Raw genomic sequence first — 21,540 nt, 5'->3', positions numbered from 1 at the left:
TGGAGCTGCGGGCCGGTGGGGGCTTGTCGCGCAGTTCCTCCGCCGGCCCTCGAACCGGGGGCACCCCCAGCGCCCTTCAAGCGGAGCTCGGATACTGTCGGTCGCATGGGCACCCACTCCACGGAATCCCTTCCGACGCCACGCACCCCCGCTGGTCGCGAAGGCCTCGAAGCCCTCCTCTCGCAGCCCCGCTCCGCCCTCGTCGGCCTCGACTTCGACGGGACGCTCGCGCCGATCGTCGCCGACCCGGAGCAGGCGCGGGCCCACCCGGACGCCGTACCGGCCCTGGCGGCCCTCGCGCCGAAGGTGGCCGCCGTCGCCGTCATCACCGGCCGCCCCACCGAGATCGCCGTCCGCTACGGCGGCTTCGCCGGCGTCTCCGGTCTGGACCACCTCGTCGTCCTCGGCCACTACGGCGCCGAACGCTGGGACGCGGCGACGGGCGAGATCACCGCGCCCCCACCGCACCCCGGCATCGCGGCCGTCCGCGCCGAACTCCCGGCCGTCATCGCCGGAGTGGGGGCGCAGGGGACCTGGACCGAGGACAAGGGCCACGCCCTGGCCGTCCACACCCGCCGGGCCGACGACCCCCAGGCCGTCTTCGAGTCCCTCCGCGCCCCGCTGACCGACCTGGCCACCCGCCACGCCCTGATCGTCGAACCGGGCCGCCTGGTCCTGGAACTCCGCCCCCCGGGCATGGACAAGGGCGTGGCACTGCGCGAGTACGCGCGCGAGATCGGCGCGGGCGTGATCCTTTACGCCGGCGACGACCTGGGCGACATCCCGGCCTTCGCTGCCGTGGAGAAGCTCCGCACGGAAGGCGTCCCGGGCCTCCTGGTATGCAGCGGCAGCGAGGAGGTCACCGAACTGGCGGACCGATCGGACCTGGTGGTGGACGGCCCGGAGGGTGTCGTACGGCTACTGAGCACCCTGGCCGCCCGGAGCGCCCCGTAGGGGGCGCGAGGAACCGCGCGACAAGCCCCCACCGGCCCGCGGCCGAGGAACTCAGCCCCCCAACGCCGCCAACTGCTCAAGAAACCAAGCCGCCGGCGGCAACGCGGTGGCCGCCGCGGCCAACCGCTTCGTCCGCTCCGCGCGCTCCTCCACCCCCATGGTCAACGCCTCCTGGAGAGCCGCGGCCGTCCCCCCGACGTCGTACGGGTTCACGACCACCGCGTCCTCGCCCAGCTCCTCGTACGCCCCCGCCTCCCGCGAGAGCACCAGCACACACCCCTCGTCCGAGACCACCGGGATCTCCTTGGCGACCAGGTTCATGCCGTCCCGGATCGGGTTCACCAGCGCCACGTCGGCCAGCCGGTAGGCCGCCAGCGACCTCGCGAAGTCGTCCTTCACGTGCAGCACCACCGGCGTCCAACCAGCCGTCCCGTACGTCGAGTTGATGTCGTCCGCGACCCGTTGCACCTCGGCCGTGTAGTCGCGGTACACCGCGAGGTCCTGCCGCGACGGATACGCGAACGCGACATGCACCACCCGCTCCCGCCACTCGGGGTGGTCGTCGAGCAGCTGCCGGTACGCCAGCAGTCCCCGCACGATGTTCTTCGACAGCTCGGTGCGGTCCACCCGGACGATCGTCCTGCGGTCCTCGCCGATCTCCTCACGCAGCGTCCGCATCCGCTCGTCCACGTCCGGCTCGTGCGACCGCTTCCGCAGGAACTCCGCGTCGGCACCCAGCCCGTGCACCCCGATCCGGGTCTCCCCGGCGGCCGGGATTCCGGGGCCGAGGACCGCGTGACAGCAGGCCACGAACGCGTCCGCCCACCGCCGGGTCAGGAACGCCGCGTGATCGGCGCCCAGGATCCCGCTGAGCAGCTCCGCCGCGATGTCGTCGGGGAGCAGCCGGAAGTAGTCCGGCGGCGCCCACGGGGTGTGGGAGAAATGGCCGATACGCAGATCAGGCCGCAGCCGGCGCAGCATCCGCGGGGCCAGCGCCAGGTGGTAGTCCTGGATGACCACCACCGCACCCTGGCCGGCCTCCTGCGCGAGCGCCTCCGCGAACGCCTGGTTGTAGGCCTGGTAGGACGCCCACTGCCGCCGGAACTCCGCGTCGAAGACCGGCTCCAGCGGGGTCTGGTACAGCATGTGGTGGACGAACCAGAGCACCGAGTTCGCGATGCCGTTGTAGGCGTCCGAGAACACGTCCGGCGCGATGTCGAGCATCCGGACCTGCTGCCCGCCGGTGTCCCCGGCCGGCAGCCGGCCGCCCTCGGCCCGCCGTACCGCCTCCCGGTCACCGTCGCTCAGTGCCGCGCACACCCACACCGCGTTCGCGTCCGGCCCGATCGCCGACAGACCCGAGACCAGCCCGCCGCCGCCCCGCTTGGCGTGCAGCGCGCCGTCCGCGTCGTCGGGGCGCACCTCGTACGAAACCGGGCCGCGGTTGGACGCGACCAGCACCTCAGCACCGCTGGTGAAAGCCATACGCCACAACCTAGCCCGGCTCGGAAACGCTCAAACGTACGGCTGCGCCCGACGCGCCACCGTATACGGCCGTACGGTCAAGTCAGGCCACGGTCAGGCCACCCGGCGCTCCGCGTACTCGGTGATCTCCGCCATCGGCGGCCGTTCCTCGGTGTCCACCGAGTAGGTGCGCGGTTCGAAGCCGTCCTCGCCCCGTTCGAACTGGGTCAGGGCGGGCCGGATCAGGTGGCCGCGGGCCAGCCGCAGCTGGGCGGTGCGGTAGATCGCGGCGGACATCCGGCCGAGCGCCTGGCCGTCCTGGTGACGGTGTTTGCGCACCCCCACGTCGACCTGGGCGAGGGCGTCCAGGCCGACCAGGTGCAGGGCGTCGACCAGCATGCCGAGCTCCACGCCGTAGCCGACCGGGAAGGGGAGCTGCTCGAGGAGCGAGCGGCGGGCCGCGTACTCGCCGCCGAGCGGCTGGACGAATCCGGCCAGCTGCGGCCAGTGCATGTTCAGCAGCGGACGGGCCATCAGCTCGGTGACCCGGCCGCCCTGCCCGGCCGAACCGGCGAGCGGGCGGTCGTACATCGCCTTGACCAGGTCCACGTCCGGGTCGGTCAGCAGCGGGCCGACGATCCCGGTGACGAAGTCGGAGGAGAACTCGCGCAGGTCGGCGTCGACGAAGCAGACGATGTCCCCGGTGGTGACCAGGAGGGAGCGCCAGAGCACCTCGCCCTTGCCGGGGACGGCGGGGATGCGCGGCAGGATCGTGTCGCGGTGCTCGACCCGGGCGCCGGCCGCCGCGGCCACCGCCGCCGTCCGGTCGGAGGAACCGGAGTCGACGACCACGATCTCGTCGACGAGCGGCGTCTGCCGCATCAGGTCGTGGCGGATGATCGCGACGATGTCGCCGACGGTCTCCTCCTCGTTGAGCGCCGGCAGCACGACGGAGACGGACTGCCCGCTGCGCTGCTTGGCGGCGAGTATCCGGTGCAGCGGACGGTCGTTCACGGACCAGGAGCGGGTGGCCAGCCAGCGCTCGACTTCTTCCAGCACAGTCAGCGGCTCCTCACTGTCACGATCACACTGCGAGGTGTGATCCATCTCGCGGTTCGGACGGCTCTCTCAACTGTCCTGGCCTTCGGTTACAGTCTTGAACAACGCCGGTGACCATCGCATGTCCTGGGGTCACCCGACGTTGACAACTGCATACCGCTCATCCAGAGGGGCAGAGGGATACGGCCCGATGAAGCCCCGGCAACCCTCCAGTCGGTTACTCGTGGATCGCCGCTCACTGTCGATCACCCGCGGGGCTCCCGGCTAGGGAAGGTGCCAAATCCGTCTCACGGCGAGATGCGTCGTGAGGAAGATGAGGAGAAAGGGCCTCGCCTCACATGGCTGCGCAGACTGTTGCACCCACCACCGACTCCACCGCCGCTTCTGGTTCCGCGCCCGTCGACCTCGGTCCCGCCGCTGCGCTGAGCTGCCGCGAATGCGGCCACCGCGTGCCGCTCGGCCCGGTGTTCGCCTGCGAGGAGTGTTTCGGCCCGCTCGAGATCGCCTACGACTTCTCGGCCTACGACACCGAGGAACTGCGGAAGCGGATCGAAGCGGGTCCCGCCAACATCTGGCGCTACGCGCCGCTGCTGCCCGTCCCCGCCGACGTGGCCACCAAGCCGAACATCAATCCGGGCTGGACCAAGCTCGTCCAGGCCGACAACCTGGCGAAGGAACTGGGCGTCACCGGCGGCCTGTACGTCAAGGACGACTCCGGCAACCCGACGCACTCCTTCAAGGACCGGGTCGTCGCCCAGGCCGTCGAGGCCGCGCGCGCCTTCGGCTACACCACGCTCTCCTGCTCCTCCACCGGCAACCTGGCCGGCGCGGTCGGTGCCGCCGCCGCCCGGGCCGGCTTCCGCTCCTGCGTGTTCATCCCGCACGACCTGGAGCAGGGCAAGATCGTCATGGCCGCGGTCTACGGCGGCGAACTCGTCGGCATCGAGGGCAACTACGACGACGTGAACCGTTTCTGCTCCGAACTGATCGGCGACTCGGCCGGCGAGGGCTGGGGCTTCGTCAACGTCAACCTGCGGCCGTACTACGCGGAGGGGTCCAAGACCCTGGCGTACGAGATCTGCGAGCAGCTCGGCTGGCGGATCCCGGACCAGCTGGTCATTCCGATCGCCTCCGGCTCGCAGCTCACGAAGATCGACAAGGGTCTGCAGGAGCTGATCGGGCTCGGGCTCGTGGAGGACAGGCCGTACAAGATCTTCGGCGCGCAGGCCGAGGGGTGCTCGCCGGTGTCGGTGGCCTACAAGGCGGGCCACGACGTGGTCCGGCCGCAGAAGCCGAACACGATCGCCAAGTCCCTCGCCATCGGCAACCCCGCCGACGGTCCGTACGTCCTCGACATCGCGCGCCGCACCGGCGGCGCGGTGGAGGACGTCACCGACGAAGAGATCGTCGACGCGATCAAGCTGCTCGCGCGGACCGAGGGAATCTTCGCGGAGACCGCCGGCGGTGTGACGGTCGGAGTCACCAGGAAGCTCATCGAGAACGGGCTGATCGATCCGGCGAAGTCGGTCGTTGTACTCAACACGGGTGATGGGCTGAAGACGCTGGACGCCGTGGCGGGGACCGGGCTCACGGCGACCATCCGGCCGACACTCGATTCGTTCCGTGAGGCCGGGCTCGCCTGAGTCAGCCGTAAAAAAACCGGGCGTCGCCCCAACCGGAGGTTTCAACGTGAGCGTCACCGTTCGCATCCCCACCATCCTGCGCACCTACACCGGTGGGCAGGCCGAAGTCAGTGCCGAAGGGGTCACCCTCGGCGAAGTCATCTCCGACCTGGAGAAGAACCACACCGGGATCGCGGCCCGCGTTCTCGACGACGAGGGCAAGCTGCGCCGGTTCGTGAATGTGTACGTCAACGACGACGACGTGCGGTTCGAGCAGGGCCTGGAGACGGCCACCCCGGACGGCGCCGGCGTCTCCATCATCCCGGCCGTGGCCGGCGGCTGACCTGCCGTCCTGCTGACAGGCTGATCGGATGACCGAACATTACCTTCGGTAATGCCGATCACCGAGTGTTCATCGGATTGCCCCCTCCGTGAGAGAAGCGGAGGGGGCAATTCTGTGTGGTTGAGCGCGGTACAGTTGGGGAACGCGGTCCCGATCTCCAGGTCGGAAGCCCCGTATTCGATACCGCCGACCCGCCAAGAAGTAGCCAAAGTGCGCGGGTTGTACGCGGCTTTTGCGGCTTTTATAGGGCCCGACTTGCCCTGAATTCGGCCGAATTCTTGCTACATTCCGGACCCTTCCCGTCCAGAATTCTCGTCCGATTGACCTGTTGCAGACGGCAGTTGGACAGATACATTCAGCCGCGGTCGACGCGTTCCGGCGCACGCCCCCAACCGTTGGGGGGTGAGGTCTGACCCGGATCCGCGAAGTGTGGATCTGTGCAAGGGCCAGTAATAGGGGAGTTAGGCATGGCTCAGGGCACCGTCAAGTGGTTCAACGCGGAGAAGGGGTACGGCTTCATCGCGGTCGACGGTGGTGCGGATGTTTTCGTCCACTACAGCGCGATTCAGATGGACGGCTACCGCACCCTGGAGGAAGGTCAGCGGGTCGATTTCGAGATCTCGCAGGGCCAGAAGGGGCCGCAGGCGGACATGGTCCGGCTCGCGACCAGCTGAAGCACGCGCCGACTGACAGCGTCGTTCTTCTCTCTTTGTCAGAGGGCTCGTATCCCATGGGGAGTCATGGGTTACGAGCCCTTTGGCATGCCCGGGACGAGTTGGCCCTGGCGCGCCCGCCGTGCGGCCCGGCGCGGCCCGGCCCGGTGCCGTGGCGCGGGCCCCGGTCTCCGGGAGGCGCTTGCGTCCGCCCGTCACCCGGCCGCCACCCCTCGACGAGCACTCGCTTCGCGAGCGCGCCTTGCACTCTCGATGGGCGAGTGCTAATCATTGGCGTTAGCACTCTGAAGGTGAGAGTGACAAAAATGGACCGGGTCGGTGAGGCCCGCAGGCCGGGTGGGGCAAGGAACCCACGGGTCGGCGAGCCGTCCGTCGCGGGCGCGGGCGCGGTCCGAAGACTCACCCCCAGTCCTGGAGGGACCACTTCACATGGCCAAGATCATCGCGTTCGACGAGGAGGCGCGGCGCGGCCTTGAGCGCGGTATGAACCAGCTCGCCGACGCCGTCAAGGTCACCCTCGGCCCCAAGGGCCGCAACGTCGTCCTTGAGAAGAAGTGGGGCGCCCCCACGATCACCAACGATGGTGTGTCCATCGCCAAGGAGATCGAGCTGGAGGACCCGTACGAGAAGATCGGCGCCGAGCTGGTCAAGGAAGTCGCCAAGAAGACGGACGACGTCGCCGGTGACGGTACGACCACCGCGACCGTTCTCGCCCAGGCCCTGGTCAAGGAAGGCCTGCGCAACGTCGCGGCCGGTGCCAACCCGATGGCTCTGAAGCGCGGTATCGAGAAGGCCGTCGAGGCCGTCTCCGGTGCCCTCCTGGAGCAGGCGAAGGACGTCGAGACCAAGGAGCAGATCGCCTCCACGGCCTCCATCTCCGCCGCCGACACCCAGATCGGCGAGCTCATCGCCGAGGCCATGGACAAGGTCGGCAAGGAAGGCGTCATCACCGTCGAGGAGTCCCAGACCTTCGGTCTGGAGCTGGAGCTCACCGAGGGTATGCGCTTCGACAAGGGCTACATCTCGGCGTACTTCGCCACCGACATGGAGCGTATGGAGGCGTCCCTCGACGACCCGTACATCCTGATCGCCAACTCGAAGATCGGCTCCGTCAAGGACCTGCTCCCGCTGCTGGAGAAGGTCATGCAGTCGGGCAAGCCGCTGCTGATCATCGCCGAGGACGTCGAGGGCGAGGCCCTGTCGACCCTGGTCGTCAACAAGATCCGCGGCACCTTCAAGTCCGTCGCCGTCAAGGCCCCGGGCTTCGGCGACCGCCGCAAGGCGATGCTGAACGACATCGCCATCCTCACCGGCGGCGAGGTCATCTCCGAGGAGGTCGGTCTCAAGCTGGAGAACACGACCCTCGACCTGCTGGGCCGCGCCCGCAAGGTGGTCATCACCAAGGACGAGACCACCATCGTCGACGGCGCCGGCTCCACCGAGCAGGTCCAGGGCCGGGTCAACCAGATCCGCGCCGAGATCGAGCAGTCCGACTCGGACTACGACCGCGAGAAGCTCCAGGAGCGCCTGGCGAAGCTCGCCGGTGGCGTCGCCGTCATCAAGGCCGGTGCCGCGACCGAGGTCGAGCTCAAGGAGCGCAAGCACCGCATCGAGGACGCCGTTCGCAACGCGAAGGCGGCCGTCGAGGAGGGCATCGTCGCCGGTGGTGGCGTGGCCCTGCTCCAGGCCTCCCAGGTGTTCGAGAAGCTGGAGCTCGAGGGTGACGAGGCGACCGGCGCCAACGCCGTGAAGCTCGCTCTGGAGGCCCCGCTCAAGCAGATCGCCGTCAACGGTGGTCTCGAGGGTGGCGTCGTCGTCGAGAAGGTGCGCAACCTCCAGGTCGGCCACGGCCTGAACGCCGCGACCGGCGAGTACGTCGACATGATCGCCGAGGGCATCATCGACCCGGCGAAGGTGACCCGTTCCGCGCTGCAGAACGCCGCCTCCATCGCCGCGCTGTTCCTGACCACCGAGGCCGTCATCGCCGACAAGCCGGAGAAGGCCGCCGCGGCCGCTCCGGGCGGCATGCCGGGCGGTGACATGGACTTCTGATCGACCCTGTCGATCGCTCGTCCTGACCGAGGGCGGCACCCCCTGTTCCGACAGGGGGTGCCGCCCTCGGGCGTTTCCGCCGTTCGAGGACATGCGTGCATGTGTGCAGTGATGGCACGAACTGCCATGCGGGCAGGGCGTGTCGTCAGAGGACCCCGAGGAAGAGCAGGGCGTCCGGGTCCCGCGCGTGGACTCCGGCGGCGACCGCGACAGCAGGCCCGTCTGCCGGGTGAGCGGCGCCGGTGCCGTGAGTGTCGCACCGTCCGGTCCACCGCCGCGACGAGTTCCGTGTCGTCGGTGCGCGGGACCGGCCGTTCGTGGATCAGGGTGCGCGTCTCTTCGTGCGCGAGGGAGGCCGGGGCGTCCAGGAGGCCGGTGAGGTGCCGGCCGAGCAGGAACGACTCACTCGCGTGCACGCCCCAGCGGTCTTGACGGCCCGGCAGGCTCGAACGTGTCGTTCGCGTCGTGGGCGGATCTCGGTTCGTCGGAGACTCCGAGGAAGGCCGCGTCCTCGGAGTCCGGGTTGGTGTTCCGCATGGCGAAGGCGGATCCGACGGCGGTGGCCGCCCGCAGGGCGGGTGCGCGCGTGTTCCTTGATCGCACTCACCCGGTCCTGCAACTCCCGGTTCCTGCACGGCACTTCCTCCTGCTCCCGGGCCGCGTCGCGACGTTCGAGGGCCTCGGCCGCCTCGGCGACGACGGCGCCCCCGCTGAGGCCGGCGACGAAGAGACGGAGGTCACCGCCCGGGAGCCCCAGCGCGCAGAAGCAGGCCGACGGCCCCCGCCGGTCCGGTCTGTGTCCTGGGTCACACGTCTTTCGGGCGGGGTCGGGAATGGGGACGTCCGGGCGGGTCGTTGTGGACGCATGTGCACTCAATGCGCGTGCACATACCGCCTGGTCTACGACCCAGCCATGAGGAGCCCCCCCACGTGACCGTCACCCCGCCCTCCGTCTCCCGCGCGGCCGAGATCCTCTCCCGTCCCATCGCCCTGAACGGGCTCACGGTCCCCAACCGGATCGTGATGGCGCCGATGACCCGCCAGTTCAGCCCGGGCGGCGTTCCCGGCGAGGACGTGGTCTCGTACTACGCCCGCCGGGCCGCCGCCGGCGTCGGTCTGATCGTCACCGAGGGCACGTACGTCGGTCATGACTCCGCCGGGCAGAGCACCCGCGTCCCGCGGTTCCACGGCGAGGAGCAGCTGGCGGGCTGGGCGAAGGTCGCCGAGGGCGTGCACGCGGCCGGCGGCACCATCGTTCCGCAGCTGTGGCACATCGGCATGGTCCGCAAGCAGGGGCAGCCGCCGGTCGCGGACGCCCCCGCCGTCGGCCCCTCCGGCATCCGCCTGGACGGCACCGAGGGCGAGGGCAGGGCGATGACCTCGCAGGACCTGGACGACGTCGTCCGCGCGTTCGCCGAGGCCGCGGCCGCCGCCGAGCGCATCGGCTTCGACGGGGTCGAGCTGCACGGCGCCCACGGCTACCTCCTCGACCAGTTCCTGTGGGCGGGCACCAACCGCCGCACCGACGCCTACGGCGGTGACCCGGTGGCCCGTACCAGGTTCGCCGCCGAGATCGTGGCCGCCGTACGCGCGTCGGTCTCCCCGGACTTCCCGGTGATCTTCCGCTTCTCGCAGTGGAAGTCGGACAACTACGACGCCCGTCTCGCCGAGACCCCGGAGGAGCTGGAGGCGATCCTCACCCCGCTCGCGGCGGCCGGTGTCGACGTCTTCCACGCCTCCACCCGGCGCTACTGGCTCCCCGAGTTCGACGACTCCGACCTCAACCTGGCCGGCTGGACCAAGAAGCTCACCGGCAGGCCGACCATCACCGTGGGCTCGGTCGGCCTGGACGGCGACTTCATCAAGGGCTTCCAGGGCGAGGGCTCGCCGGTCCGGGGCATCGAGGACCTGCTCGACAGCCTGGAGCGCGAGGAGTACGACATGGTCGCCGTCGGCCGCGCCATCCTCCAGGACCCGCAGTGGGCGGCGAAGGTCCTGGCCGGCCGCACGGACGAGCTGAACTCGTACGACGCGGCGGCGTTGCAGACCCTGAGCTGAACCACACCCCACGCGCCCACGGGCCCACCGGCGACCGGCCGGTGGAACCCGGGGGCGCGTGTGTGTCCGCCGGGGGCGGTGGCCGGTCGCGCCGGTTCGTCCGGGGGCGGGTCGCGACCGCGGTTCGGTCCGGGGCGCGGACGCCGCCGCGGCACGGTGGCGGTGGCCGGGTACGCCGGCTCGGCCTCCTACCGGCCGGCGAGCAGCGAGACGAACCCGTGGGCGGACCCGCACCGCGCGACCGCCGCCTGCGCGGGCCGCGGAGCGTGCGTGGTGGTCGGCTCCGTCCGCGCGGAGAGGGGCGGGGCGGGCGCCCCTCTCCGGCGGTCGGTCATGACGGCCGCCGCATCCGCCTCGGGCGGGCGGATTCCTGACGGTCGCCAGGGGGGCACACCCGTCGCGGCCCCGCCCGTGAGCCCGATGACGATCGCGTTCTCCACCGCCGGCGGCGCCGGGAGCGTCGGCAGGACGGGCCGGTGGTGATCGTACGGCTGTGGGGCGCATCGGCCGGTGCTGAGACGGGAGTTCGCCGGTACCGTCCCGAGCATGCGGATACTCCATCTCTCGGACACCCACCTGGACCGCACCGACGCTCCCAACAGGCACGGCGTCAACGCCACCGCCTCCCTGCGGCTGATGCTCGACGAACTACGCCGCCTCCCCGGCCTCGACGCGGTCGTCGTCACCGGCGATCTGGCCGACGACGGCGCGGTCGAGGCGTACACCGCCCTGCGCACGCTGATCGGCGGGTACGCGCGGGACCGCAACATCCCCGTCCTCTACACCACCGGCAACCACGACGAGCGCGAGGCGTTCGCCAAGGTGCTGGGCAGCGGACACGTGGACGCCGACGGCACCGACCGCGCCGAGCAGGCGTTCGGCGGCGGGGAGCGGGCCGCCGTCAGCACGGTCGGCGGCTGGCGCTTCGTCACCCTCGACTCGCTGGTGCCGGGCAAGGTGTACGGCCGGCTGGGCGCGCCCCAGCTGGAGTGGCTGCGCGAGGTGCTGCGCACCCCGGCCGAACACGGCACGGTCCTCGCCTTCCATCACCCGCCCTTCGCCCTGGACCTCTCGGTGACCCAGCCGGCCTTCGGGCTGCGCGACCCCGGCGAGCTGGCGGCGGCGGTCCGGGACGGCGACGTGCGGATGATCCTCAACGGGCACTACCACCTCCAGCTCTTCGGCCTGCTGGAGTCGGTGCCGGTGTGGGTGACGCCGGGGGTCGTCAACCGGATCGACCTGACCGTGGCACCCGGTGAGCGGGCGGTGCGCGGGGCGTCGGCCTCCCTGGTGGAGCTGGGCGGACCCGTAGGTCCGCTGTGCCACACCTTCCATGCGCGCGATCCCCGGGCCCATGAGACGGTGTACGAGATCGACGAGGCGCAGGCCAGGGCGTTCGTCGCCGAGTACGGCTGACGGGTTCACCCATACGGGTGAGGGGTGTTCGGCACTCGTGCGAAGTGCCGGACGTTCCACGAGTGACCGGCCGTGATCGCGGCAGCGCCCCCACCGAAAGCGAGCGAGCATGACGACAAGTCAGTCTCCGGAGCCGCCTCACGTCGCCGAGGGACCGGTCGTACGCATCACGGCGGGCGCCGTGCGCGGGCTGCGGGAGGACGGGCTCGCGGTCTTCCGGGGCATACCGTTCGCCGAGCCCCCGGTGGGGGAGGGGAGATTCGCGGCGCCCCGGCGGGCACGCGCGTGGGACGGGACGCGCGAGGCGTACGCCTTCGGTCCGCCGCCCCCGCAGGACCTGGGCCTCCAGGGACGCACCGGCGTCCTGGAGGCCCCCGGGGGCGACGACTGGCTGACGGTGAACGTCTGGACACCCGACCCGGACCCGGCCGCCCGCCGCCCGGTGATGGTGTGGATCTACGGCGGCGCCTACAAACTGGGCCACTCCGGCAGCCCCGGCTACGACGCCCAGCACATCGTGCGCGACGGCGACGTGGTCGTGGTCTCGTTCAACTACCGCGTCGGCATGGAGGGTTTCGCCCAGATCGAGGGGGCGCCCGCCAACCGGGGCCTGCTGGACCAGGTGGCGGCGCTGGAGTGGGTGCGGGAGAACATCACGGCCTTCGGCGGCGACCCCGACCAGGTCACGGTCTTCGGGGAGTCGGCGGGCGGCGGCTCGGTGGCCGCGCTGCTGGCGATGCCCGGCGCGCGGGGCCTGTTCCGGCGGGCGATCGCCCAGAGCGTGCCGGGCACGTTCTTCTCGGCCGAACTGGCCGGGGACATCGCGCAGGCGCTCGCCGCGGAGGCCGGCCTGCGGCCCACGATGGCCGAACTGGCCGGGACCGACCCGCGCAGGCTGGTGGACGTGGGGCAGTCGCTGGGCGCCAAGATGCCCCAGTACATGGGGCGTTGGGGGCAGATAGCGCCCACGGTGACACCGTTCTCGCCGGTGGTCGACGGCGAGGTGCTGCCCACCACGCCCTGGCAGGCGCTGGCCTCCGGCCTTGCCCGGGACGTGGACCTCCTCGTCGGTCACAACCGCGACGAGTACCGACTCTTCCTGGTCATGGGCGGGTTGTACGGCAAGATCACGGAGGAGCAGGCGACCGGCGCCCTGCGGCTGTTCGCACCGGGCGGCGAGGCTGGGGTGCAGGCCTACCGCGAGGCCTTCCCCGGGGCGTCGCCGGACGAGCTGTACGAACGGGTGCAGACCGACTGGCTCTTCGGCATGCCGTCACTGCGTCTGGCGGAGGCGCAGACGGCGGCCGGCGGCCGGGCCCACCTCTACGAACTGACCTGGGGCGCCCCGGGCAACGGCGGCCTGCTGGGTGCCTGCCACGGCCTGGACATTCCGCTGCTGTTCGGCACGTTCGAGGCGGACCTCGCCAACCTGCTCTGGGCGGGCACCGGTGTCACCGCCGAGGCCGAGGCCCTGTCCGCCCGCTTCCGCAGGGTATGGACGGCGTTCGCGAGGACGGGAGACCCGGGCTGGCCCGAGTTCGACCTCCAGAGCCGCCTCACCCAGGTACTGGACACGACGCCGACGGTGACGTCGTATCCGCAGGAGCGGAGCCGAAAGCTCTGGGAGGGCCATGAGTTCACTCCTGCCCCCCTGCTCGGCTGACCGGAGCGGGGCCGCAGCGGGACCGGAGGCCAGTGGTCAGAGGTTGCCGAGGGGCTCGATGTCCACGTGGACCGGGTTGCCCCAGACCCGGAGCACCTCGTAGTCGGTGAACTCGTGGACGAGCCGGTAGGCCATGGCCGGCCGCGACCCCCGGCGCTGGGCGTTGATGTACAGCTCGGCCTCGCGCCGGTCGCGGCGGGGGGTGCCGCACAGCTCCCACTCCCGTCCGTTCCACGCCTCCGGCAGCCAGCGCTGCTGCGCCTGCGGCCGGTCGGCCCGCACCCCGTACCGGGACATCGAAGGCCCCGGGGCCGCCTCGCCCTGCACCGGACGGGGGCCGCCCGCGAACTCCGATCGCCGGGCGGCCCGCCGCCGTGTCTCGCAGAGCAGACACAGGTCCGGGGCGCTCTCGTCCACGGGCCCCTGCGGATGCTCGGCACACCGCGTGGTGGGTGGGGCCGCGCTGACGCTCTCCTCCAGCAGGTCGAGAGCGCGCCGGAGGTCGTCCTTGACCTCGTGCAGCTTGGCGTCGGGCGTACCGGCGGTCAGCGCCTCCCCGTGCTCGCCGAGCAGACGAAGGGCCCGACCCAGGGCGGTGAGCTGGGAGTGGTTCATGGGCTCCAGCGTGGCACATGGCACCGACAGCGCTGCCGGCCGCAGGAGCGGCCTTCGGCCGCGGCGGCCCGCTGAGCGCATCGCGTACTGCTGGGACGCCGGCACGGTGCCGACACGGTCCCGGGGACTTCATCACGTGGATGGCGCGGATTTCGGGGCACCGGCCCTGAAACTCACGTACGTGGCGAGGAAGCCGACGGCGTAGCCGGTCAGCAGGCCGCCGGCGTAGACCGCCGCCGCCACGGCCGGGCCCCTGTCCCCCGTCAGCAGGGGGAACAGGGCCCAGCCCGAGGGGCCGATGGCGGTGGCGCCCACCCGGTCCCCGAGTACGGCGAAGAACCCGACGAAGGCCCCGCCGGCCGCGCCGCCCGCGCACGCGGTGAGGAAGGGGCGGCCGAGAGGGAGGGAGACGCCGTAGATCAGGGGTTCGCCGACGCCCAGCAGTCCGGCCGGGAGGGCGGACTTGATGGTCGTACGAAGGGAGGTGTCGTGGCGGAGGCGGACGTAGACCGCGAGGGCCGCTCCGACCTGGCCCGCGCCCGCCATCGCCAGCAGGGGGAGCAGAACCGTGTAGCCCTGCTGCTGGATGAGGGTGGTGTGGATGGGGATCAGGGCCTGGTGGAGGCCCAGCATCACGAGGGGGAGGAAGAGGCCGCCGAGGATCAGACCCGCGAGGGGGCCGGTGGTGGCGAGGAGCCAGTTCGCGGCCGTCCCGATGGCGGAGGAGACGACCCCGGCGGCGTACATCAGGCCGTAGAGGGTGGCCAGTCCGGCGACGAGGACGGTGACGGTGGGGGTGAGGAGGACGTCGAGGGCGTCGGGGACGCGGCCCCGGCACCACCGTTCGACGTGGACGGCGAGCAGGGCGGCGGCCAGCGCGCCGAGCACCCCGCCCTGCCCCGGTGCGAGCGGCACCCCGAAGGCGGTCACCTTCGCGACGCCCGGGTAGACGACGATCGCCGCGACCGCACCGCCGAGGACAGGCGTCCCGCCGAACACCTTCGCCGTGTTGTAGCCGACGAATACGCTGATCAGGGCCATGAAGCCGGAGGCGATGGCGGCGAGCGCGGGGGTGAGCGAGGGCAGCAGGCCGGCGTTGACGAGCAGCCCGTCGAGACCGGCCAGCACCCCGCAGCCGATCAGGGCGGGGATGAGCGGGACGAAGACGTCGGCGATGCGGCGCAGCGCGGTCTTGAGGGGGGTCGCGTTGCGGCGGGCGCGGGCGGCGCGCAGCTCGGCGCCGCGGGCGGCGAGCCGTTCGGCCGCGTCCGCCGCCGGCGTGAGCAGCCGCTGGAACTCGGCGGTCACGGTCACCACCGCTCCTGGCCCGAGGACGACCTGGAGGCCGTCCCCGTCGGTCACCACCCCGAGCACCCCGGGCACCGCCCGCACCGCCTCGTCGTCGACCCGTTCACGGTCGGCGATCCCCAGCCGCAGCCGGGTCATGCAGTGGGCGACGGAGGTGATGTTCCCGGGGCCGCCGACGAGGGGCAGCAGGGCGGCGGCGGTGTCGTACGGCGATCTCTGCACACCCTGAGCGTGCGGGTCAGCCGGCCGCTGTGGCGAGCGCGGCGCGCAGACGGCCGCCGGACTCCTCCAGAAGGCGGGCGGCGGTGGGCCCGTCGACACCTGCCAGGATCACCAGGATGGCGTTCTTCACCTCGCCGCGGGTCGCGACGAGGGCCCGCTCGATCTCCTCGTCCCCGGCGCCGGTCGCGAGGGCCACGATCCGGCTGGACCGGGCGCGCAGCTTCTCGTTCGAGGCCCGGACGTCGACCATCAGGTTCCCGTAGGTCTTGCCGAGCCGGATCATCGTGATCGTCGACAGCATGTTCAGGACGAGCTTCTGGGCCGTGCCGGCCTTCAGGCGGGTGGAGCCGGTGAGCAGTTCGGGACCGACGACCACCTCGATGCCGTGCTCGGCGGCGGCCGCCAGCGCGCTGCCCGCGTTGCAGGAGAGACCGACGGTCAGGGCACCGAGGGCGCGGGCGTGCTCGACGGCGCCGACGGCGTAAGGGGTACGGCCGGAGGCCGAGACACCGACGACGGAGTCGGTGGCGCCGACCCCGAGGGCGTCGAGGTCCTTCCGGGCCAGCTCCGCCGAGTCCTCGGCGCCCTCCACCGACGTGACCATGGCTTCGGGCCCGCCCGCGATGACGCCGACGACCTGCCCGGGGGCGGTGTTGAAGGTGGGCGGGCATTCGGAGGCGTCGAGCACCCCCAGCCGGCCCGCGGTACCGGCACCGGCGTAGACGAGCCGCCCGCCCTGGGCCATCCGGGTGGCCACGGCGTCGATGGCCCCGGCGATCTCCGGCAGCCGCAGCGCCACGGCGGCCGCGACGCCGGCGTCCTCGGCGTTCATGAGCCGCGTGATGTCGAGGGTGGCCAGTGTGTCGATCTCGGCGAGTTCCGGCCGGAACGCCTCGGTGGTGAGCGTTTCGAGTTCGGTGCGCAGAGCACGGTCTTCGGTGGTCATGGGAAACGGCTCTTTCTCAACACGGACGAGTGCATCAACTCAGGGGCGCGGGGAACCGCGCGACAAGGCACGAGGGACGGACGCGTTCCTGCGGAGATCACGTACTGCGGTCTATCGAGGAACGTTCCGGTGCCGATGGGCCAGCGCCTCGTAGGACGCCGCCAACGCCGGAGCCGCCGCCTCGTACGTCCGCTGCGCGACACCCACGAACAGGCAGTCCACCACCAGCAGCTGACTGGTCCGCGAGGACATCGCGGCCGGTCGCAGCTCGCTCTCCCGCGAGGTCGAGGTAGTCAGCACGTGGTCGGCGTACTGCGTCACCGAGGAATCCGGCCGCCCGGTGATGGCGACGGTCGTGGCTCCCCGTTCGAACGCGACCCGCAGGGGCTCTATGACGTCCCCGGTAGCGCCGGAGTGCGTGATGGCGATGGCCACGTCACCCGCCCGCAACTGCACGGCGTTGGTGACCGCCAGATGCGGATCGCTGTGCGCGTGCGCTATCAGCCCTATCCGCAGCAGCTTCTGGGTGAGGTCCTGGGCGACCAGCCCGGACGCCCCGATGCCGTAGACGTCGGTCCGCCGGGCCCCGGCGAGCGCGCTCACCGCGGCCCCCAGCTGCACGGTGTCCAGGCCGGCGGCCGTGTCCGCGAGGGTCTGCTGCTCGTCGTAGGCGAGTTTCGCGACGACGTCGGCGATCGGGTCGTCGACGGCTATGTCGGTGGTGATCGCGGGTGCCCGTCCCGACTGCTGGTGCGCGGCGAGCCCGGCGAGGGCGAGCCGCAGATCGCGGTAGCCGGGGTAACCGAGCAGGCGGGCGGTGCGCACGACGGTCGCCTCGCTCGTGCCGGTGCGTTCCGCGAGCCCGGTGACCGTGAGGGCCGCGCAGCCGGCGGGGTCGCCCGCGACGGCTTCGGCGACGCGCTGCATGGAGCGGGTCATGGAGGGGGCGAGGGTGCGCACCTTGGCCGCGAGGGCGGCCGGAGCCGGCGGCGCGCTCCCCCGCGCCGGGGTCCCGCCCGGGCGGTTGCCGAAAATTTCCTTCACGTTCTCGGTCACCCTTGAAAGATATTTTCGTTTCGGGTGCCCGGTCAAGACCGCGCACAATAGGACCATGGACCCCGTAACCCCTCTGGAACAGGCGCTGCACGCCGCCCGCGCCCTGGTCCTCGCCGACCTGGTCGCGGGCCGGGTGGCCGAGGCGGACGTCGTGTCGCTGGTCGAGGACTCCGTCGTACAGCGCCGCTGGTGGGTGGAGCAGTGGCCGGACGGGGTGGCGTACGTGGCGGGGCTGGTCGCCCAGGACGTCCAGGACGCGCTGCTGGAACGGCACGGCCGCTGGCCGCTGTGCCCGGTGTGCGGCACCGGCGACCCGCACGCCCTGGACGTCGAACCGGAGCTGGGCCCGGACCCGCACTGGGTGTGCCACAAGGCGGGCGTGAAGGTCGCCTCCGTCGGCTCCCTGGGCCCGGCGACGGGCGGCGGGATGGCGTCCTCGTGAGGGCGCTCTCATGACGGTGTACATCGACCCGCCGACCTGGCCGGGCCACGGACGTATGTGGTCCCACCTGGTCAGCGACGTGTCCTACGCCGAACTGCACGACTTCGCCGAGGGGTTGGGCGTACCCCGACGGGCCTTCGAGCGGGACCACTACGACGTTCCGTCGCATCGGTACGCGGACGCGGTCCGGGCGGGCGCGGTGCAGGTCAGCAGCCGCGAGGTGGTGCGGCTGCTGCACGGGGCGGGGCTGCGCAGACGCAAGAGCGACATGCCCCGGTGACCGCCGGCTCCTACCGTGCCGTCCGCAGTTCGAAGGCCGGCCCCTCCCCGTCCTCGCTCACCCTGGTGAAGCCGGCGCGGGTGAGGACCGCCTGGGAGGGGGCGTTGCCGGGCTCGACCGTGGCGAAGAGGGAGGTCACGTCGAGGCGGGACAGGGCCCAGCCGGCGAGCGCGCGCAGCGCCTCCGTCGCGTAGCCGTGGCCGCGGGCGGGCTCCGTCAGGTCGTAGCCGATCTCGACCCGGCCCTCCTCGTCCGGCGCGGCGTGGAAGCCCATGCCGCCGACCGCCCGGCCGTCCTCCCGGCGGACCAGGGCGAAGACGCCGAACTCCGGCCGGTGTACGCCCCCTTCGTAGGCCTTCAGCAGGAAACCGGCGGCGTCCCGGGTGCCCTCGTACGGGCCGCCCTCGGTCCACTCGAACCCGCCGTCGCCGCCGAGGCGCAGGTCACGGGCCTCGGCGGGGCGGATGCCGACGAGGTCGAGACGGTCGGCGGCGATGACGAGGTTGTTGTGCCAGCGCCAGCCGGTGACCGGGGCGCGGCCGGGCAGCTCGCCGCGGCCGGTGGCCCACAACAGGGTCGCCCAGGGCGTCGGACCGGGCTGGACGTGCGGGAAGAGCACCTCCAGGACGGATGCGGCCAGTTCCTCGGAGGGCCGGTAGGCGATGTCGAGGCCCGCCGCCATGTCGTGCGTGTGCAGCAGTACTTCGGCGATGCCCATGGCGGCGAAGCCGGTCCGGTCGGCGCTGCGGAAGGGGTACGGGTGGAAGGCGCGGACCCCGGGCGGGGCGGTCCGGACGGCGGCGGCGAGCAGGGCCCCGGTCGTCTCGATCACGTGCAGCAGGCCGGAGTTGTCGGTGCCGTCGTCGAGCTTGAGCTCGAAGGGCACATACGCGTCCTGGGCGCGCCCGGCCAGATTGGCGGCGTACGCGAGGAGGTCGTCGGCGACGTGGACCGCCGTCTCGTGGCAGTTCCAGTCCAGGCCCCCTGCCCTCACCTCCGCCCAGTCCCGGGCCACCGTCGGCCGCAGCGCCGCGACGCAGCCCGCGACGGCCTCTTCCACCTGATCCCCGCCCGTTTCACGCATGAGCGGCACCCTAGGACGCCGGATCCTGTGCGGTCGACAGCATTTCCAGCTCGGCGGCGAGGTTGTAGCGGGCGGTCGGCTCCCACTCCGTCCTGCCGTACGGGGTCCTGAACAGCCTTGGCAGGTCGAGGAGTTGACGGAGAATCGCGGAACGGCCCGCGCGGAAGGCGTCGTTCGGGACGAAGTGGTACTCCTCGCGCACCTCCGCGGTGTAGGCGGCGTACGCGGCGGGCGGGGCGGCGAGGATCGCGAGGTCGGCGTCGCACAGGACCTCGCCGTTGCGGTCGCCGGGAGCCGGGTCGTGGGTGACGGTGAGCCGGACCAGGCGGGCGACCTCGGCGGTCCCGGCGCCGGAGATCCCGGCCTCGGGCAGGGCGCGTTCGGCGAGGCGGGCCGAGCGCTCCTCGTTCGTCGACCGCTCCGGCAGGTACACCGCGTCGTGGAACCAGGCGGCGAGCCGCACCAGGTCCGGCTCGTCCGCGTACTGCGCCAGTACGTCGATGTGGTCGAGGACCGCGACGAGGTGGGCCAGCGTGTGGTAGCGGCGCTGGGGCTCCTGCCAGCGGCGCAGCAGTTCGTCGGCGTACCGGTACGGGGAGGGAACGCAGGAGTCGTCGTCCCGTGACCTGAGGAAGGCGGTCAGCCAACGGGAGCGCAGGGCGTCGAGATCGGCCATGCGCCCATTCTCCCGCGCGCCACCGACGAGCCCCTAGCGTGGAACGCATGACTGCTGCCGTTGACGAAGTACGTGACCCCTCGCTCCCCGGACGTCTGCTCGCCGTCGAGCGGGACGCGCTGCTCCCGCTCCTGCGCTCCCGGCCGGACGCGGACTTCGCGCTGCCGACCGCCGCGTGTCCGGGGTGGACGGTGCGCGATGTCCTCGCCCACTGTTCGGCCGGGCTGATCCGGGTGGTGGAGAGCCGCTTCGAGAAGGGCGCGTTCTCGCCGGAGTCGAACGAGCGGGACATCGCCGACCGTGCCGGCTGGACGAACGCGCGGGTCCTCGACGAGCTGGAGCGCGGGATGACCGAGGCCGGGGAGGTGATCGCCGGGCGGACCGACGGGGCCTGGGACGGGATCGCCTTCGGGGAGTGGGTGCACGCCGGTGACGTCCGCGCCTGCCTCGGCGAGCCCGGCGCCTACACCGGCGAGGGGCGGCCGTACGCGCTCTCGCTGCTGGCCCGGATCACCCGGGACCGGGGGCGGCTGCGGGTGCACGCCGACCTGGACGAGGTGGACGAGCCGCTGCAGCTGGGCGCGGCGAGCGGGACGCGGACCCCGGCCCGTTTCATCGGGGACTCGGCGACGCTCGTGCGGCTGTACACCGGGCGGGCGCCCGACGGGGCGTCGTACGAGCTGACGGGGGCGACGGCGGAGGAACTGAATCTGTACGGGTGAGAGGGGCCGAATCGCTGCGGGTGAGCGGCCGGGGGCGGTCTCGCGTCCGTATACGGTCCCCCCGTACCCTTGGATTGGACTAGACCTCCTGCGGCCGGCCGGTTCCCGGATCGGCAGGCCGTGCCAGGGGTACACGGGGAACACCACGGAAGGGGCCCTATGAGCACGCGTGCAGTCCTGGAGGTGATCGCGCTCGACACCGAGGACGCGGTCGCCGCCCAGGCCGGAGGCGCGGACCGCCTCGAACTGGTCACCGACATGGCGGCCGACGGGCTGACCCCGAGGCCGGAGACCTTCACCGCGATCCGGGCCGCCGTCGACATCGACCTGCGCGTGATGCTGAGGCTGGCGGACGGGTTCGCGGCGGGGGACGCCGACCGCCTGGCCGGGGTGGCCGGGGAGCTGCGGGCGGCGGGCGCCGACCAGTTCGTGCTCGGCTTCCTCGGTCCGGGCGGCGATGTGGACCTGGCGGCCGTGGAGCGTGTGGTGGCCGAGCTGACGGGCTGCCGCTGGACCTTCCACCGGGCCATCGACCGCGCCGCCGACCGCGACGCGCTGCGCAAGCAGCTCGCCGACCTTCCGGGCCTGGACACCTATCTCACCGCGGGCGCGGCGACGGGCGTGGACGAGGGCCTGCCCACCCTGCTGTCCGAGGCGCGGCGCCGCGGGGAGCCGGGGTACGGACAGAGGCTCCTGGTGGGGGGAGGCCTGCGGCTCGACCATGTGCCCGGCCTGCGGGCGGCGGGGATAGACGCCTTCCACATCGGCGGCGCGGCACGGCCGGGCGGCTGGGACGGACCCGTCTCGGCGCCGGTCGTAAGGGAGTGGCGGCGGGTCCTGGACGAGGGCTGAGCCGGGGCGAGGGGAGCCGCGCCGGGCCGCCG

The 21,540-nt window shown here is 72.0% G+C and carries 21 protein-coding genes and 1 riboswitch; of the genes, 12 read left to right on the top strand and 9 right to left on the bottom strand.

What is annotated here, in order from left to right:
* The first annotated feature begins 105 nt into the window (after positions 1–105).
* A complete protein-coding gene (gene otsB / locus ACFXI4_RS01530) occupies positions 106–954 on the top strand; it encodes a trehalose-phosphatase (RefSeq protein WP_384987162.1) in 849 nt (282 codons plus the stop codon).
* 51 nt (positions 955–1,005) lie between these two features.
* On the opposite strand, the gene ACFXI4_RS01525 is transcribed toward otsB, so the two are convergent.
* Complete coding sequence (locus ACFXI4_RS01525) at positions 1,006–2,439, bottom strand: trehalose-6-phosphate synthase (protein WP_384987160.1); 1,434 nt, start codon at positions 2,437–2,439, stop codon at positions 1,006–1,008.
* A gap of 93 nt (positions 2,440–2,532) precedes the next feature.
* Positions 2,533–3,477 (bottom strand): glucosyl-3-phosphoglycerate synthase, encoded by a 945-nt coding sequence (locus ACFXI4_RS01520; protein ID WP_384987158.1) that lies wholly within the window; start codon positions 3,475–3,477, stop codon positions 2,533–2,535.
* A 157-nt stretch (positions 3,478–3,634) separates the two neighbouring features.
* A riboswitch (SAM riboswitch) is annotated at positions 3,635–3,797 on the top strand.
* Positions 3,798–3,815: 18 nt separating this feature from the next.
* Between ACFXI4_RS01520 and thrC the strand changes: the two genes are divergently transcribed.
* The 4 genes from thrC to groL all read left to right on the top strand — a co-directional run bounded on the left by thrC (position 3,816) and on the right by groL (position 8,168).
* Entirely contained in the window at positions 3,816–5,120 is a 1,305-nt protein-coding gene (gene thrC / locus ACFXI4_RS01515; RefSeq protein ID WP_384987156.1) for a threonine synthase, read from the top strand.
* Positions 5,121–5,166: 46 nt separating this feature from the next.
* A complete protein-coding gene (locus ACFXI4_RS01510; protein ID WP_362719938.1) occupies positions 5,167–5,442 on the top strand; it encodes a MoaD/ThiS family protein in 276 nt (91 codons plus the stop codon).
* A 467-nt stretch (positions 5,443–5,909) separates the two neighbouring features.
* Positions 5,910–6,116: a cold-shock protein gene (locus ACFXI4_RS01505; RefSeq protein WP_019057200.1), complete on the top strand. Its 207-nt coding sequence runs from the start codon at positions 5,910–5,912 to the stop codon at positions 6,114–6,116.
* Between the two features lie 429 nt (positions 6,117–6,545).
* A complete protein-coding gene (groL, locus tag ACFXI4_RS01500; protein ID WP_351711336.1) occupies positions 6,546–8,168 on the top strand; it encodes a chaperonin GroEL in 1,623 nt (540 codons plus the stop codon).
* 402 nt (positions 8,169–8,570) lie between these two features.
* On the opposite strand, the gene ACFXI4_RS01495 is transcribed toward groL, so the two are convergent.
* Positions 8,571–8,771: a hypothetical protein gene (locus tag ACFXI4_RS01495; protein WP_384987154.1), complete on the bottom strand. Its 201-nt coding sequence runs from the start codon at positions 8,769–8,771 to the stop codon at positions 8,571–8,573.
* 327 nt (positions 8,772–9,098) lie between these two features.
* Here ACFXI4_RS01495 and ACFXI4_RS01490 point away from each other — a divergent pair, with 327 nt between their 5' ends.
* The 3 genes from ACFXI4_RS01490 (at position 9,099) to ACFXI4_RS01480 (ending at position 13,305) form a co-directional block, all read left to right on the top strand.
* Positions 9,099–10,226, top strand: a complete 1,128-nt coding sequence (locus ACFXI4_RS01490; RefSeq protein ID WP_384987152.1) for an NADH:flavin oxidoreductase — start codon at positions 9,099–9,101, stop codon at positions 10,224–10,226.
* 546 nt (positions 10,227–10,772) lie between these two features.
* Entirely contained in the window at positions 10,773–11,642 is an 870-nt protein-coding gene (locus ACFXI4_RS01485) for a metallophosphoesterase family protein (protein WP_384987150.1), read from the top strand.
* A 109-nt stretch (positions 11,643–11,751) separates the two neighbouring features.
* The gene (locus ACFXI4_RS01480; protein ID WP_384987148.1) at positions 11,752–13,305 is read left to right on the top strand and encodes a carboxylesterase/lipase family protein; all 1,554 of its coding nucleotides are present in this window, start codon (positions 11,752–11,754) and stop codon (positions 13,303–13,305) included.
* 36 nt (positions 13,306–13,341) lie between these two features.
* On the opposite strand, the gene ACFXI4_RS01475 is transcribed toward ACFXI4_RS01480, so the two are convergent.
* The 4 genes from ACFXI4_RS01475 to ACFXI4_RS01460 all read right to left on the bottom strand — a co-directional run bounded on the left by ACFXI4_RS01475 (position 13,342) and on the right by ACFXI4_RS01460 (position 17,452).
* Positions 13,342–13,920, bottom strand: a complete 579-nt coding sequence (locus ACFXI4_RS01475; protein ID WP_384987146.1) for a hypothetical protein — start codon at positions 13,918–13,920, stop codon at positions 13,342–13,344.
* A 132-nt stretch (positions 13,921–14,052) separates the two neighbouring features.
* Positions 14,053–15,450, bottom strand: a complete 1,398-nt coding sequence (locus ACFXI4_RS01470) for a PTS transporter subunit EIIC (RefSeq protein WP_384987144.1) — start codon at positions 15,448–15,450, stop codon at positions 14,053–14,055.
* A 16-nt stretch (positions 15,451–15,466) separates the two neighbouring features.
* A complete protein-coding gene (murQ, locus tag ACFXI4_RS01465) occupies positions 15,467–16,396 on the bottom strand; it encodes an N-acetylmuramic acid 6-phosphate etherase (protein ID WP_384987142.1) in 930 nt (309 codons plus the stop codon).
* 111 nt (positions 16,397–16,507) lie between these two features.
* Positions 16,508–17,452 carry a MurR/RpiR family transcriptional regulator gene (locus ACFXI4_RS01460; protein WP_384987140.1) on the bottom strand — a complete coding sequence of 315 codons (945 nt, stop codon included), beginning with the start codon at positions 17,450–17,452 and terminating at the stop codon, positions 16,508–16,510.
* 55 nt (positions 17,453–17,507) lie between these two features.
* Between ACFXI4_RS01460 and ACFXI4_RS01455 the strand changes: the two genes are divergently transcribed.
* A complete protein-coding gene (locus ACFXI4_RS01455) occupies positions 17,508–17,894 on the top strand; it encodes a hypothetical protein (protein WP_384987138.1) in 387 nt (128 codons plus the stop codon).
* A gap of 10 nt (positions 17,895–17,904) precedes the next feature.
* Positions 17,905–18,174 (top strand): DUF4031 domain-containing protein, encoded by a 270-nt coding sequence (locus tag ACFXI4_RS01450; protein WP_384987136.1) that lies wholly within the window; start codon positions 17,905–17,907, stop codon positions 18,172–18,174.
* Positions 18,175–18,184: 10 nt separating this feature from the next.
* Here the strand turns inward: ACFXI4_RS01450 and ACFXI4_RS01445 are convergent, their stop codons facing one another.
* Together ACFXI4_RS01445 and ACFXI4_RS01440 are read right to left on the bottom strand one after the other, a co-directional pair.
* The gene (locus ACFXI4_RS01445; RefSeq protein WP_384987134.1) at positions 18,185–19,258 is read right to left on the bottom strand and encodes a GNAT family N-acetyltransferase; all 1,074 of its coding nucleotides are present in this window, start codon (positions 19,256–19,258) and stop codon (positions 18,185–18,187) included.
* Between the two features lie 10 nt (positions 19,259–19,268).
* A complete protein-coding gene (locus tag ACFXI4_RS01440; RefSeq protein WP_362720857.1) occupies positions 19,269–19,934 on the bottom strand; it encodes a hypothetical protein in 666 nt (221 codons plus the stop codon).
* A gap of 47 nt (positions 19,935–19,981) precedes the next feature.
* On the opposite strand from ACFXI4_RS01440, the gene ACFXI4_RS01435 reads away from it, so the two are divergent.
* Positions 19,982–20,656 (top strand): maleylpyruvate isomerase family mycothiol-dependent enzyme, encoded by a 675-nt coding sequence (locus ACFXI4_RS01435; protein ID WP_384987132.1) that lies wholly within the window; start codon positions 19,982–19,984, stop codon positions 20,654–20,656.
* Positions 20,657–20,815: 159 nt separating this feature from the next.
* Positions 20,816–21,508, top strand: a complete 693-nt coding sequence (locus ACFXI4_RS01430) for a copper homeostasis protein CutC (protein ID WP_384987131.1) — start codon at positions 20,816–20,818, stop codon at positions 21,506–21,508.
* Positions 21,509–21,540: the final 32 nt, after the last annotated feature.

The sequence above is a fragment of the Streptomyces sp. NPDC059224 genome (genome assembly GCF_042754285.1).
GTDB lineage: Bacteria > Actinomycetota > Actinomycetes > Streptomycetales > Streptomycetaceae > Streptomyces.
This window is presented reverse-complemented; position numbering and strand designations above follow the sequence as displayed.

What these genes read in the sequence shown, in the direction of transcription:
- otsB (WP_384987162.1), top strand. Translation starts at nt 106, where the DNA reads ATGGGCACCCACTCCACGGAATCCCTTCCGACGCCACGCACCCCCGCT.
- ACFXI4_RS01525 (WP_384987160.1), bottom strand. Translation starts at nt 2,439, where the DNA reads ATGGCTTTCACCAGCGGTGCTGAGGTGCTGGTCGCGTCCAACCGCGGC.
- thrC (WP_384987156.1), top strand. Translation starts at nt 3,816, where the DNA reads ATGGCTGCGCAGACTGTTGCACCCACCACCGACTCCACCGCCGCTTCT.
- ACFXI4_RS01505 (WP_019057200.1), top strand. Translation starts at nt 5,910, where the DNA reads ATGGCTCAGGGCACCGTCAAGTGGTTCAACGCGGAGAAGGGGTACGGC.
- groL (WP_351711336.1), top strand. Translation starts at nt 6,546, where the DNA reads ATGGCCAAGATCATCGCGTTCGACGAGGAGGCGCGGCGCGGCCTTGAG.
- ACFXI4_RS01485 (WP_384987150.1), top strand. Translation starts at nt 10,773, where the DNA reads ATGCGGATACTCCATCTCTCGGACACCCACCTGGACCGCACCGACGCT.
- ACFXI4_RS01480 (WP_384987148.1), top strand. Translation starts at nt 11,752, where the DNA reads ATGACGACAAGTCAGTCTCCGGAGCCGCCTCACGTCGCCGAGGGACCG.
- ACFXI4_RS01475 (WP_384987146.1), bottom strand. Translation starts at nt 13,920, where the DNA reads ATGAACCACTCCCAGCTCACCGCCCTGGGTCGGGCCCTTCGTCTGCTC.
- murQ (WP_384987142.1), bottom strand. Translation starts at nt 16,396, where the DNA reads ATGACCACCGAAGACCGTGCTCTGCGCACCGAACTCGAAACGCTCACC.
- ACFXI4_RS01455 (WP_384987138.1), top strand. Translation starts at nt 17,508, where the DNA reads ATGGACCCCGTAACCCCTCTGGAACAGGCGCTGCACGCCGCCCGCGCC.
- ACFXI4_RS01450 (WP_384987136.1), top strand. Translation starts at nt 17,905, where the DNA reads ATGACGGTGTACATCGACCCGCCGACCTGGCCGGGCCACGGACGTATG.
- ACFXI4_RS01445 (WP_384987134.1), bottom strand. Translation starts at nt 19,258, where the DNA reads ATGCGTGAAACGGGCGGGGATCAGGTGGAAGAGGCCGTCGCGGGCTGC.
- ACFXI4_RS01440 (WP_362720857.1), bottom strand. Translation starts at nt 19,934, where the DNA reads ATGGCCGATCTCGACGCCCTGCGCTCCCGTTGGCTGACCGCCTTCCTC.
- ACFXI4_RS01435 (WP_384987132.1), top strand. Translation starts at nt 19,982, where the DNA reads ATGACTGCTGCCGTTGACGAAGTACGTGACCCCTCGCTCCCCGGACGT.
- ACFXI4_RS01430 (WP_384987131.1), top strand. Translation starts at nt 20,816, where the DNA reads ATGAGCACGCGTGCAGTCCTGGAGGTGATCGCGCTCGACACCGAGGAC.